Annotated in this window: 11 protein-coding genes; all 11 read left to right on the top strand. The window is 60.0% G+C overall.

All coding sequences use genetic code 11. The annotated features are described in order from the left end of the window. The first annotated feature begins 197 nt into the window (after nt 1-197). The 11 genes from KSY82_RS04410 to KSY82_RS04460 all read left to right on the top strand — a co-directional run bounded on the left by KSY82_RS04410 (nt 198) and on the right by KSY82_RS04460 (nt 12,686). Nucleotides 198-1,280: a DMT family transporter gene (locus tag KSY82_RS04410; RefSeq protein ID WP_217750340.1), complete on the top strand. Its 1,083-nt coding sequence runs from the start codon at nt 198-200 to the stop codon at nt 1,278-1,280. Between the two features lie 183 nt (nt 1,281-1,463). Then, entirely contained in the window at nt 1,464-2,387 is a 924-nt protein-coding gene (locus tag KSY82_RS04415) for a PTS sugar transporter subunit IIAB (RefSeq protein ID WP_217750341.1), read from the top strand. A 36-nt stretch (nt 2,388-2,423) separates the two neighbouring features. Further along, a complete protein-coding gene (locus tag KSY82_RS04420; RefSeq protein WP_217750342.1) occupies nt 2,424-3,263 on the top strand; it encodes a PTS mannose/fructose/sorbose/N-acetylgalactosamine transporter subunit IIC in 840 nt (279 codons plus the stop codon). 13 nt (nt 3,264-3,276) lie between these two features. Then, complete coding sequence (locus KSY82_RS04425; RefSeq protein WP_161115155.1) at nt 3,277-4,110, top strand: PTS system mannose/fructose/sorbose family transporter subunit IID; 834 nt, start codon at nt 3,277-3,279, stop codon at nt 4,108-4,110. 199 nt (nt 4,111-4,309) lie between these two features. Then, the gene (locus tag KSY82_RS04430) at nt 4,310-5,293 is read left to right on the top strand and encodes an SIS domain-containing protein (protein WP_035136781.1); all 984 of its coding nucleotides are present in this window, start codon (nt 4,310-4,312) and stop codon (nt 5,291-5,293) included. 160 nt (nt 5,294-5,453) lie between these two features. Further along, on the top strand, nt 5,454-6,083 hold the full coding sequence (locus KSY82_RS04435; protein ID WP_035136782.1) for an HAD family hydrolase: 630 nt from the start codon (nt 5,454-5,456) through the stop codon (nt 6,081-6,083). 354 nt (nt 6,084-6,437) lie between these two features. Then, complete coding sequence (locus tag KSY82_RS04440; RefSeq protein WP_217750343.1) at nt 6,438-7,445, top strand: YitT family protein; 1,008 nt, start codon at nt 6,438-6,440, stop codon at nt 7,443-7,445. Between the two features lie 218 nt (nt 7,446-7,663). Further along, the gene (locus tag KSY82_RS04445; protein WP_006235129.1) at nt 7,664-8,383 is read left to right on the top strand and encodes a GntR family transcriptional regulator; all 720 of its coding nucleotides are present in this window, start codon (nt 7,664-7,666) and stop codon (nt 8,381-8,383) included. Between the two features lie 449 nt (nt 8,384-8,832). After that, nucleotides 8,833-10,815, top strand: coding sequence for a RecQ family ATP-dependent DNA helicase (locus tag KSY82_RS04450; RefSeq protein ID WP_217750344.1), 1,983 nt, complete (start codon nt 8,833-8,835; stop codon nt 10,813-10,815). A 2-nt stretch (nt 10,816-10,817) separates the two neighbouring features. Then, nucleotides 10,818-11,573, top strand: a complete 756-nt coding sequence (locus KSY82_RS04455; protein WP_217750345.1) for a GntR family transcriptional regulator — start codon at nt 10,818-10,820, stop codon at nt 11,571-11,573. A gap of 144 nt (nt 11,574-11,717) precedes the next feature. Further along, complete coding sequence (locus KSY82_RS04460; protein ID WP_217750346.1) at nt 11,718-12,686, top strand: SIS domain-containing protein; 969 nt, start codon at nt 11,718-11,720, stop codon at nt 12,684-12,686. Nucleotides 12,687-12,980 lie beyond the last annotated feature (294 nt).

Here is a 12,980-nt window from a genome sequence, read left to right on the forward strand (position 1 = left end):
GGGGCTTGAAGCCTCTATTCAGGAACTATTTCACCGCAACTGAATCCAGGGCGGCACTTGGGGACGTTCCTTTTGTGCCGGCACTTGGGGACACTCCTGGGAATCATTTCCCGTCCGCCGATTTGTGTCTTGAAAAATGTATATAACGACTATAACGTAGTGTGAAACATATTGGAAACAATACCGAGGAGGCTGCGTTGAAGAAAAGCAATCTGGGCTATGTGCTGGTGCTGATCGCCGCGCTTATGTGGGGCAGCATCGGAATCTTTGTAAAAGGCATCTCGGCCCTGGGTGTTTCGTCTCAGAGCATGGCGGCCTTTCGCCTGTTGTCGGGTGCCGTCTTAATGGCTCCGGTCTTGGCGTTCATGGGTTGCCAGGGAGGCGATCGTGAGGGAAAAGCATCGGGTCCCCTGGCACTGTTCAAGGCAAGTCCTAAAGAGCTTGTTCCCTGTGCGCTTCTTGGCATTATCGGCCTTGCCACCGCTAACACGCTTTATTACGAGTGCATGGGCGAGGTGGGCATGTCCACGGCCTCGGTGCTGCTCTACACCTCGCCGGTGTTTGGCGTCATGCTCGGCCGCGTGCTTTATCGCGAGGATGTGACTCCCAACAAGCTCGTTGCCATCGCTTTTAATATCGGTGGCTGTGTACTCGCAGTGACCAATGGCGACCTTTCCGGTTTCCATTTTTCGGTTTGGGGCGTCACGTCGGGCGTGATCGCGGGCTTTTGTGGCGCGTCGCTCGCGGTGTTTAGCCGGATAGCAACCAAGACGGTCCACCCGCTGGCTGTCACGTTTTGGGGCCTTGTTTTTGGCGGTGCGGTTATGGCGGCTATCGCGGCTCCGTGGCCAGATGTCGCCGCGGCAATGTCGCCTCAGCTGCTGCTGCTGTTCCTTGGTTTTGGACTCATCCCCACAGCCGTGGCCTATGTCTTATATATGCAGGGTCTGTCCATGGGGCTCGAGACATCGAAAGTTCCCGTCGTAATGTCTTTCGAGACAGTCGTCACCGTACTGGTGGGCATTGGCATCTACGCCGAGCCCGCCGGCGCGATCAAGGTCCTGGGCATCGTGCTGGTGCTCGCGTCCATCCTGATCATGAACACCGACTTCTCCAAGCTGCGCAACAGTGTGTTTGTCGGTCATGTCGTTGAGAGCATGACCTTTAAGCCCAACGCGTGGTGGACGGAGAAATCGCAGGACATGGATCTGTTTAAGGAGCGCACCGGCATCGCGCTGGAGCCCACCGTGCAGGAAAGCCCCTGGTACTTTGTGCGATAGAGGATTGCGCGCAGGGTCTGACCTCGGGTTATCCAGCCAGCGCCGGCCTACCCGGCCCCAACGTTTCAAGTACGTTAAACCCGTCAACGGTCGATTTTCACCCGCGAACGGTCTTTATACTAATTAGCAATATAAGCAACGTATAAGACGTTATAATGACCATAACGAAAAGGAGGAGGCAAGATGAATCAGATCATTCTCGCATCTCATGGCGGCCTGGCCGCAGGCGCCAAAGACACGCTCGAGATGGTTCTCGGCGACGTGTCGAACGTCCACGTCGTGTCGCTTGCTCGTGACGACAAGGAGCCCATCACCGATAAGGTGGACGCCATGATCGCCACGTTCAACGCGGACGACACCGTCTATGTGCTGACCGATATGCTCGGCAGCTCGGTCAACAACAACATGGTCGAGCTTTCCAAGAACGGCACGAAGTTCACGGTTGTCAGCGGTTTCAACATCCCGCTGGCACTGACGCTCGCTATGAGCCCCGTCCCCATCAAGGGCGCCGAGCTCGCGGCCCTCATCAACGAGGCCCGTACCGGTCTGACCAACCCCAACGCACCGGTCGAGGCTGTCGCGGCTCCCGCCAAGAAGGCCAAGGCGTCCCGTCACAGCTCTGGTCCCGCCAAGATCGTCCTCGCACGTCTTGACTACCGTCTGCTGCACGGCCAGGTCGTCTTTACCTGGACCACCAAGGTTCAGGCCGAGCGCATCATCGTCGTCGACAACGCTGCCGCCAACGATGACATCAAGAAGGGCGCTCTTAAGCTGGCCAAGCCCCAGGGCGTGCGCCTGAACGTCTTCACCGTCGAGCGTGCCCTCGCCAAGATGGACAAGCTCAACACCCTCGGCGAGCGCGTCATGTTTGTCTTTGGCAACACTGCCGAGATGCTGCAGTTCTGCCAGGGCTACAAGCTCGACGCCATCAACCTGGGCGCCACCGCCAACCACGACGGTGCCGATCAGATTGGCGGCAAGGACAGCTCCGTCTTCTTCGACGCCACCCAGAAGGCCGACGTCAACCAGCTGCTCGACATGGGCATCAAGCTCTACGTCCAGCAGACCCCTACGTATCAGAGCGTCGACATCGACGCCAAGCTGTAATCAACCAGGCTTTTGCCTGACTGAAAGGAGAAGGGTATGAATACGTTCATCAGTGCGGTGCTCGTCGGCCTCGTCGGCGTGTTCTGCATGTGGGACTCCCGCCTGCTCGGTCGTCTTAACTTCGAGCAGCCCCTCGTTGGCGCTACGCTCGTCGGTCTGCTGCTGGGCGATGTGCCCACCGGCCTTGCCGTCGGTGCCGCCGTCGAGCTCGTGTCCATGGGCCTGGTGCAGGTCGGCGCCGCCGTTCCGCCCGATATGGTCCTGGGCGGCATCGTGGCCGCTGCCTTTGCGTGCCTGACCGATGCTTCCGCCGAGACCGCCATGACGATCGCCATCCCGGTCGCCGTCCTGGGTCAGCTCCTCGGCATCGTGTTCCGTTCCATCATCGCCGCCCTCACCCACGTGGCCGATAGCGCGATCGATAACGGCAAGTTCAAGACCGCCTACCGTATGCACATCTGCGCCGGCTCCGGTCTGTACGCCATCATGTACTTCCTGCCGATCTTCCTGGCCGTCTTTGTCGGCACCGACCTGGTCCAGGCCATCGTCAACATGGTTCCCGAGTGGCTGTCCGTTGGTCTGAACGTCTCGACCAAGATCATGACCGCCTACGGCTTGGCCCTGCTGCTCACCATGATGATCAAGAAGGGCATGACCCCGTTCCTGTTCATCGGTTTCCTGCTCGCCGCTTACCTCAACCTGTCCGTCATCGCGGTCGCTCTGATCGGTGTGTGCCTGGCTGTCGTCTTCATGGGCTTCAAGTTCAACGGTTCCCATGCAGCCGCCGGTGTCGATTCCGACTACGATCCGCTCGAAGACGACGAAGACGACGAAGACGACGAAGACGACGAAGACGACGAAGACGACGAAGACTAAGGAGGAACACACTATGGCAACCGCAACCAAGGACGTGTCCCTGAACAAGAAGGTCAGCCAGTTCTTCTGGCGCTCTTGGGCCATCCAGGCCTCTTGGAACTACGAGCGTCAGATGAACATGGGCTTCCTCTACGGTATGGTTCCCACGCTCGATCGCCTCTATCCGGACGAGTCCGACCCCAAGCAGCTTGCTGCTAAGAAAGAGGCTTACCACCGTCACATGGCGTTCTACAACTGCACCCCGCAGACGAGCGCTTTCATCCTGGGCCTCGCCGCCTCCATGGAGGAGGAGTACGCCAAGGATCCCGAGAACTTCAACCCCGATTCGATTAACGCGGTCAAGACCTCCCTTATGGGCCCGCTTTCCGGCATCGGTGACTCCTTCTTCCAGGGCACCATCCGCGTTATCGCCTTTGGCTTGGGCGTTCAGCTGGCTCAGCAGGGCTCCATCATGGGCCCGATCCTGGCCCTTCTCATCTCCATCGTCCCCTCCGTGCTGATTACTTGGTTCGCAGCCAAGATGGGCTATCAGGGCGGCCACGAGTACCTGAGCAAGCTTCAGGGCGGCGACCTCATGGAGAAGCTCATGTATGTCTGCGGCATCGTGGGTCTTATGTCCGTGGGCGGCATGATCGCCACGCTGATCGGCGCCACCACCCCGCTGCAGTTCGCTGACGGCACCGTCGTTATCCAGGACATCCTGGACAGCATGATGCCCCAGATGATCTCACTTGGCCTCACCGGCCTTATGTACTGGCTCATCAAGAAGAACGTCAACACCGGTTGGCTTCTCGTGATCGCCATTGTGGGCGGCATCGCCCTCTCCGCGGTCGGCATCCTGGCCTAGTCGCGACTAAGCGCCTAACCGCTTTCCCCCGGGGGCCTGCCTGGCATCCCATACCCCAGGCAGGCTTCCATCCCCAAAATGCGACAATGGGACAGTCCCTTTGTCGCATCCTCAATGGGCCGGCGACTCGGTCCAAACCACGGTAACCCTGCGAGCGCCCGGCAATGTGGCGCCGCAAAAAATGAAAGGAATGTGTCAGATGTACGAGATCGACCTTAACCTCCCTAAGCAGATCGTCGCTGACGTCCTGTCCAACCACGAGATCCACAGCGTCGCCTTCGTCGGCTGCGGTGCCTCCATGTCCGACCTTTACCCCGCCAAGTACTTCCTGGCCAACAACACGGACAAGCTGAACGTTCAGATCTTCACCGCTAACGAGTTCAACTACGACACGCCTTCCTGGGTCAACGAGCACACCTTCGTGATCACCTGCTCCCTCGGTGGCTCCACGCCCGAGACCGTCGAGGCCAACAAGACCGCCAAGAAGCACAACTGCCCGGTCGTCTCCCTTACCAACAAGGCTGGCTCCGCTCTGACCGTCGACGCTGACTACGTCATCGTTCACGGCTTCCACGCCAACTTCGCTGCCAAGTGCGAGAAGCCCGGCTATGCCATCGCTCTTGCTGTCGAGATCCTTCAGCAGACCGAGGGTTATGACCACTACGAGGACATGATCACCGGCCTCACCAACGTCTTCGAGCTCTGCGAGAACGCCGCTCAGTCCTGCAAGAAACTCGCCAAGAAGTTCGCCGAGGACTTCAAGGACGACAAGATGATCTACTTCATGGCTTCCGGTGCCTCCGAGAAGATGGCTTATTCTCACGCTGCCTTCCTGTTCACCGAGATGCAGTGGATCGACGCCGCCGCCTACAACACCGGCGAGTACTTCCACGGCCCGTTCGAGGTTTCCACCGAGGGTAAGCCCTACGTCTTCTTCATGTCCGATGGCGCTACCCGTCCGATGGACGCCCGCGCCCTCACCTTCCTTAAGCGCATGGGCGCCAAGGTCGCTCTGATCGACTCCAAGGACTACGGCCTGGCTGACGCCGTGCCCGCGAGCGTCGTCACCTACTTCAACCCGCTGCTGCACCTCGCCGTTATGCGCGAGTACGGCAACCAGATCGCCGAGGCCCGTCAGCACCCGCTGACCATGCGTCGCTACATGTGGAAGCTTTCCTACTAATCACAAGTAAGTAGACCTTACGGGTTGATTGAGAGGGGATGGGGTTTGCGCCCCGTCCCCTTTTTTGCTTTGGGGAGGGCACGCCTGTCGCGTCGCAAAACCCAAGATAAAACCTACCATAATAAACCTGTCTCTTTTTGGCAGGTGGGAGGAGATGCGTATGATCAAAGCAGTGCTGTTTGACATGGACGGCGTGCTGGTCGATACCGAGTGGTTCTACAACCGTCGTCGCGTGGCGTTTATGGAAGAGAAGGGGTTCCACTTTGACGAGATCCCCGATCTTTCGGGGTCTAACGAGCCCGCCATTTGGAAGTCGCTGGTACCTGACGATGTTGAGCTGCGCGAGCGCCTGCGCGTGGAGTACAAGCAGGTCTACAGCCCAGACCATCCCGTTCCGTATGCCGAGCTGCTCAACGAGCAGACGGAGCCGGTGATGCGCAAGCTGCACGAGCGCGGCGTGAAGTGCGCCATCGCAAGCTCGTCCTATCGCGAGCTCATTGACGAGCTGGTGGGGATTGCCGGTATCGCCGACGTGCTGGACTACACCATCAGCGGTCACGAGTGCAGTGCGTTTAAGCCCGACCCCGAGATCTACCTGCGTGCCATGGAGGCGCTGGGTGTGGAGCCTACCGAGTGCCTGGTTATCGAGGACTCGCCTTTGGGCATCGAGGCTGGCAAACGTTCCGGCGCCCGCGTCCTGGCACTGCGCCCGCACGAGGGCGTCAACCTCGATCAATCGCGAGCCGATGCCGTTATTGATAATCTGACCGACATTTTGGCCGCTTTGTAGTGTCAATCCGCCGCGAGAAGCACGGGTTCAAACGTTTTTTGCGGTGGACTGGCTCAATTTGGTTTCGATTTTGATCCGTTTGGCTTCGATTCGGACTAAGTGAGTAGACTTTTTGGTGCAGGAGGAGCACAAAGCGCATCTGCTCTAGTAAAACCGCAGGTCACAGGGGTGGCGGTTTTGGGTGTGCTCTGCAGGTCGCGTAAAGTCTACTCACTTGTAATTTGGGCCTTTGGTCGTGGGGTTGCTGGTCCCGCTTTGGTTGTCGAGAGAGGGTGAATTGAAGCGCCCCCGCACGCTCCATGCTACAATCGCGGACATACCCCACAACTACATCTGCCTTCGAAAGGAGCCTGCGTGGCGAACGCCATCGATCAGCTCACGGACCGAGTGCTCGTACTCGGCCGCCTCGCCATCGTCCGCCGCGCTATTACTGCCGTGGCGGTCACGATTTCCGCCGTTCTCCAGACATTCCTGATCCAGGCGTTCATTCAGCCCGCCGACTTGCTTCCGAGCGGCCTCACCGGCGTTGCGGTCCTGCTCGATCGCGTTACCTCGCTGGGCGGCGTTCACATCGACATCTCGCTCGGCATGCTTGCGCTCAACATTCCCGTGGCGCTCCTATGCTGGAGCGGCATTAGCAAGCGCTTCGTCATCTTCTCGATGATGCAGGTCGTGCTCTCGTCGCTGTTCCTCAACGTCTTTCACTTCGCTCCATTTTTGGGCGACAAGATTATGCTCATCATTTTTGGCGGCGTGGTCTCGGGTCTGGGCGCTGCCATCGCGCTAAAGTCCGGCGCATCTACCGGTGGCACCGACTTTATCGCGCTGTGGGTCTCCAACCACACGGGCAAGACCATCTGGGGCGTTATCTTTGGTTTCAATTGCTTTATCCTGGCGATCTTTGGCTTTATGTTTGGCTGGGACAACGCGGCGTACTCCATCGTGTTCCAGTTTATTTCGACCAAGACCATCGACAGTTTCTATCGTCGCTACGACCGCGTGACGCTGCAGATTACGACGCGCAAGGCAGACGAGGTCATGACTGCCTACGTAAACCATTTTCAGCACGGCATTAGCTGCGCCGAGGTCGTCGGCGGATACAGCCGCGAAAAGATGTACCTGCTGAACACCGTTGTTTCGACCTACGAGAGCCAGGACATTATCAAGTTGGTGTGCGACGTTGATCCCGGCGCCGTGATCAACGTGTTCCACACGCTCAACTTTGTGGGCGGCTGGTGGGGCGGTCATGTCGACGAGCCCATGCCCACGGCCGTTCCCGATCCCGACAAGCCCGCACGCATGGCCAGCAGGCAGGCGCGCCTCAGCGAACAGGACAGCCTGCAGCAGGATGACGGCAAGTAGGGTATTGGCATTTTGCCGGTCCTGCGCAACCCATCCGAACGAGCCCCCCGAAAGCCCCGTTGCTTTCGAGGGCTCTCGTTTGCCCAGATAAAACCTACCAAAATGAAGCTGTCGCTTTTTGGTAGGGAGGGTGTATCGTTTTATCAATATGAGGTAACATGAAACTAGACGTTATATACGTATTAGAAATTTAGCTATTTTGATAAGAGTGATCAGATATGCCTGCGCCCAAAAATGCACCGCTTTACCAGCAGATTTATGACGAAATCAAGGATGCGATCGAGAAAGGTGTTTATGCACCCAAGGAGCGTATTCCGTCCGAGCTTGAACTAGCCGAGCAGTACGAGGTGAGCCGTATTACGGTGCGCCGCGCTGTCGAGGAGCTGTGCTCCGATGGTTACCTGGTTAAGCAGCAGGGCCGCGGCACCTTTGTCTCCACGCCGCACATCAACCGCCAGTTTCACGCCTCGACGCTGCAGACGTTTACCGCGCTGTGTGCCGGCAACGGCATGAAGGCCGGTGCGCACGTGATCGATCGCCAGATCGTTCCGGCGCGCCAAAACGAGATGGAGTTCTTTGGCCTGCAGAAGGATGCACTGCTGCTGCATATCAAGCGCGTGCGTACGGCCGACGGCGAGCCCATCTTTGAGGAGAACATCTTTGTGCCGTTTGACGCCTACCGTGAGCTGTTGACGGCCGATCTTGAGGACAAGTCGATTTTTGCCGAGGTCGAGCGTGTTGGCGGAACGCCGATTGTCTCGGTTGGCTACCGTACGGTCGAGGCCGTTCGAGCTAACGCCGAGCAGGCGGCCGAGCTGGGCATTGCTCCGCACGATCCGCTGCTCAACCTGCGTGCCGGCTTTACCGGTCCCGATGACGAGCCGGTTTTGATGGGTAAGCAGTACTACGTGGGATCGCGCTACGTTATGGTGATGTAGGGTTGGTTCCGCCGTTCTAACGAACGGCGGACCGGTCGACGCTGTAAACGCCCCTAAGCGGCAATCTGACGTTCAATCGTCGGTCGCGTACCGAAGTACGCTTCCCTTCTCTTTCACGTCACCTTGCTCGCTTAGGGGCGTTTTCGCTGACTTATGCTCAACCTGCGGGGTTTCCGTGCTTGTCAAGAGATTGCTTATTGGGGACGCTCTTAAACGACTGGTCATTCGGGTGCGTCCCCAATGACTACCCGCAGAATGAGCGTGGATAATCTCCCGTTTTTGGCTTGGTGGCGGGTTCAAAGTGGGAGATTATCCACGCTCATCCGGAAAGTGTCCAAAAATCCACGCTCATTCGCCTTGGATTGCGTTGCCCGTGGCCGACGGCCGTGCGGCACCGGTCCGCGTGGCGGCGTATAATCGGCGGCAGATGACTTGGACGTTAGGAAACCATGACCGATAGCATGCAGCAGATGGCGCTTGACACGCTCGGCGCCTATTTTGGCTACACCTCGTTTCGCCCGGGGCAGGACCGCATGGTCGATGCGATCCTTGCCGGTCGCGATGCGCTGGGTGTTATGCCCACGGGCGCCGGCAAGTCCATTTGCTACCAGGTGCCCGCGCTCATGCTGCCCGGCATCACCTTTGTGGTGAGTCCGCTGCTGTCGCTTATGGAGGACCAGACCCGTGCGTTGCTCGCGGCGGGTGCGCGACCCAGCTATCTCAACTCCAGCCTTACCCCGGCCCAGCAAAACACCGTGCTCAAGCGGGCGCGCGAGGGCCGCTATCAGCTTATGTACGTGGCGCCCGAGCGCCTGCTCGAGCCGCGCTTTTTAGCCTTTGCGCAGGAGGCCGCGGCGGACGGCGGCATTGGCGTGCCGCTCGTGGCCATTGACGAGGCCCACTGCGTGAGCCAATGGGGCCAGGATTTCCGCCCCGCCTACCTGCAGATTCGCGAGTTTATCGATTCGTTGCCGCGGCGCCCGATCGTGGCGGCGTTTACCGCCACGGCGACCGAGCGCGTGCGTGCGGACATTCAGCAGATGCTCGGCCTGCAAAATCCTGCGACGGTGGTGACGGGCTTCGATCGCAAGAACCTCTACTTTGGTTGCGAGGAGATGGGCGACAAGGCCAAGACTGCCTGGGTGCGCGACTACGTGATTGCGCATTCGAGCGAGAGCGGCATCGTGTATTGCTCGACTCGCAAGACGGTCGATGCGCTGGCGGGCGAGCTTGCCGAGGCGTTGGGACCCAGCGGCATTCGCGTGGGCCGTTACCATGCCGGCATGGGCAACGACGCCCGCCGCCAGAGCCAGCGTGCCTTTATCGACGACGACATCCAGGTGATGGTTGCCACCAACGCCTTTGGCATGGGCATCGACAAGCCCAACGTGCGTTACGTGATTCACAACAACGTGCCCGAGAGCATCGAGGCTTACTACCAAGAGGCGGGCCGCGCCGGCCGAGATGGCGACCCGGCCAGCTGCCATCTGCTGTGGAACGGCAACGATTTCCGTATGCGCCGCTTTTTGATCGACCGTGGCGATGCGGCCGACGAGGCGCTTGACGACGAGCAGCGCGCGTGGGCGCTCCAGAACCGTTATCGCCTGCTCAGCCAGATGGAGGGCTACTGCAATACCACCGGCTGTCTGCGCGAATACATGCTGCGCTACTTTGGCGACGAGGCCGCGGCCGAGCATGCGGCTGCGGCCGGTGCGGGCAGCGCCGCCACGGACGATGCCGAGGGCTGCGGCAGCTGCAGCAACTGTCTCACGCAGTTCGAGGTTGAGGACGTCACCGATATGGCCCGCGCCGCCGTGCGCTATGTGGCCACGCGACCCATGCGCTTTGGCAAGTCGCTGATCGCCGACGTGCTCCACGGCGGCAACACCGAGCGCATTCGCCAGATGCATCTGGACGAGGACCGCGGCTACGGTGAGCTGTCGAGCGAATCGGTCGGGCGCATCAAGGACATCATCGGGCAGCTGTGCGGTCGCGGTTATTTGGCCACCTCGCAGGGGCAGTACCCGGTCGTGGGACTGGGTCCGCGTGCCGGCGAGGTCGAGGACGAGGCGTTCGTCTTTACCGTTAAGCGTCGCGCGTCCAAGCGCAAGGCCTCGGCCCGCGCCCGCCGCGCCGTCGATCTGCTGCGCGAGGAGGCCGAGCTGGACCAGCACCCGCGCGTTGGCGACGATGCCGAGCTGTTCGAGCGCCTGCGTGCTCTCCGCAAGGAGATCTCGACCGAGCTGGAGATGGCGCCGTATATGGTCTTTTCCGACAAGGCCCTGCGCGGCCTGTGCCGCCTGCGTCGGCAGACGCGCGAGGAGCTGATCCAGGTCAACGGCATTGGCGAGAAAAAAGCCGACGCCTTTGGCGAGCAGTTTATGGCGGCGATTGAAGAATTTGAGTCCGAGCATGCGCGGGATGGAGCGTAACGATGGCATTCGACGATAAAACCGACCGCACTGACGTGCCCGCCGTGCCGCTGTACCAACAGGTCATGGATGACCTAAAGGGCGAGATCGCGCGCGGTGTGTACCCCGCCGGCTCGCGCATTCCTTCCGAGATGGAGCTCGTGAAGTACTACGGCGTGGGACGCATCACCGTGCGCCGCGCCATCGAGGAGCTGTCGCGCGCGGGGTATCTCAACCGCCAGCAGGGGAGGGGCACGTTTGTGTGCGCGCCCAAGCTCAAGCGCAAGATTGTCCAGAAGGGTGACGTTCAGAGCTTTTCCGAGGGTTGCGCTGCCAACGACATGGTGGCCGGAGCACGTCTGGTGTCACGCACGGTGGTTGCGGCGACGCGCGAGGACGCGGCGTTTTTTGGGGTGGAACCCGGCTGCGAGCTCATCGTTGTCGAGCGCGTGCGCACGGCAGACGGCGTGCCCGTCATGCTCGAGAACAACGCCTTTGTGCTGGCCGACCATCCCTACCTGCAGACGCTGGCCGACGAGGACCTCACCGATAACTCAATCTTTGCGCTCGTTGCCGAGCATTCGGGTCGCGCGCCGCTCAAATCCGACCCCTGCACCGTGGAGATTGCGCTTGCCGATGCTCAGGCAGCCCCGCTGCTGGAGGTGCCGGTCGGCGAGCCGCTCTTCTATATGGAGGCCTACTTTACCGACGCCGGTGGGCGCCCTTTACTGCTCGGCCGCCAAAAGATCGTGGGCTCGCGCTACGTCTTCGACATCTAACGTCCACAGATAGAACAACATAGAACAACTTTGCTAAGATGACTTCACGGGCGTTGTTGCACGTGTTATAAATAGGACAACATAGAACGACAGCAGGTACGAGCTGCCGTCGCTCAAGGCCGCCCCACAAGGAGGAACATCAGGATGAACGCACATGATCTGGTTCAGGAAATCATCGAGCGCAAAGGCAGGATCAAGAACGTCTTTTGGATCGCTTGTGGCGGTTCGATGATCGACCTGATGCCGGCCAACGAGCTGCTCAAGCGCGAAGCCACCACGTTTACCTCGGCGGTCTACACGGCACGCGAGTTTTGCCTGATGGCCCCCAAGAGCCTAGGGCCGAAGTCGCTCGTCATCGCCTGCAGCCACAGCGGCAACACGCAGGAGGTCGTCGACGGCTGCGAGATGGCGCTGGCCGCCGGTGCCGAGGTCGTCGCCATGACCGACTGCGAGGGCTCCAAGATCGACAACGGCAAGTGGACCACCTGGGTCTACCCCTGGGGCGAGGGCGTGCCGCAGGCCGAGGTGCCTCAGGGTATCGGCGCTCTGATCGCCGCCGAGCTGCTCGACCAGCAGGAAGGCTACGAGGCACTCGCCGACATGTACGCCGGCCTTAAACAGATGGATGCGCTGCTGCCCGCCGCTCGCGAGAAGGTCAACGCCGAGCTGGGCGCCCGCTTTGCCGAGCTCTGCCAGCAGCACAAGTTCTTCTATATCCTGGGCTCCGGCCCCAACTTTAGCCAGACCTACGCCATGGCCATCTGCTCGCTCATGGAGATGCAGTGGCAGCACTGCTGCTATATCCACTCCGGCGAGTATTTCCACGGCCCCTTCGAGGCCACCGAGCCCGGCGTGTTCTACTTTGTGCAGCTTGGCGCGGGCGAGTGCCGCCCCATGGAGGAGCGCGCCCTTGCGTTCCTCAACACGCACACCGATACGATTATGGTGCTCGACGCGCTTGAGTACGGCGTGGGCGACGTGCCCGCCAGCGTGCGTTCGTACCTAGAGCCGATCTTCTTCTACAACATGAGCTGCGAGCTGCGCGCCGCCCGCGGCAAGGTCTTCGACCACAGCCCCGAGGTTCGTCGCTACATGGGCATCGAGCAGTACTAATATACCGGGAATAACCTCTCACGACGGGGTCTGCGCTGTGCGCGGGCCCCGTTTTGCGTTGTGGCGGCCGGATTCGTGTCTGCGCGAAAACGAAGGTGAATACTTTTCCGCGAAGTGAACGACCTATTTTGGACCCCCGAAGCATCCACACTTTTTGACGCCAAATCTGCAGGGAAAACTCGACGAAACCGCAGGAAACAGCGTCCGAAAAGTGTCGATGCTTCGGGGGCTCGTTTTTACTCGTTCACTTCGCGGAAAAGTATTCACCTTCGATTCGCAAGGGCACTGCGTGAG

The sequence above is a fragment of the Collinsella aerofaciens genome (assembly GCF_019131995.1).
GTDB classification, from domain to species: Bacteria; Actinomycetota; Coriobacteriia; order Coriobacteriales; family Coriobacteriaceae; genus Collinsella; species Collinsella aerofaciens_S.

Bases quoted from the DNA above. Each gene is read 5' to 3' on its own strand.
- KSY82_RS04415 (WP_217750341.1), top strand. From the start codon at position 1,464: ATGAATCAGATCATTCTCGCATCTCATGGCGGCCTGGCCGCAGGCGCC.
- KSY82_RS04420 (WP_217750342.1), top strand. From the start codon at position 2,424: ATGAATACGTTCATCAGTGCGGTGCTCGTCGGCCTCGTCGGCGTGTTC.
- KSY82_RS04425 (WP_161115155.1), top strand. From the start codon at position 3,277: ATGGCAACCGCAACCAAGGACGTGTCCCTGAACAAGAAGGTCAGCCAG.
- KSY82_RS04430 (WP_035136781.1), top strand. From the start codon at position 4,310: ATGTACGAGATCGACCTTAACCTCCCTAAGCAGATCGTCGCTGACGTC.
- KSY82_RS04435 (WP_035136782.1), top strand. From the start codon at position 5,454: ATGATCAAAGCAGTGCTGTTTGACATGGACGGCGTGCTGGTCGATACC.
- KSY82_RS04445 (WP_006235129.1), top strand. From the start codon at position 7,664: ATGCCTGCGCCCAAAAATGCACCGCTTTACCAGCAGATTTATGACGAA.
- KSY82_RS04450 (WP_217750344.1), top strand. From the start codon at position 8,833: ATGACCGATAGCATGCAGCAGATGGCGCTTGACACGCTCGGCGCCTAT.
- KSY82_RS04455 (WP_217750345.1), top strand. From the start codon at position 10,818: ATGGCATTCGACGATAAAACCGACCGCACTGACGTGCCCGCCGTGCCG.
- KSY82_RS04460 (WP_217750346.1), top strand. From the start codon at position 11,718: ATGAACGCACATGATCTGGTTCAGGAAATCATCGAGCGCAAAGGCAGG.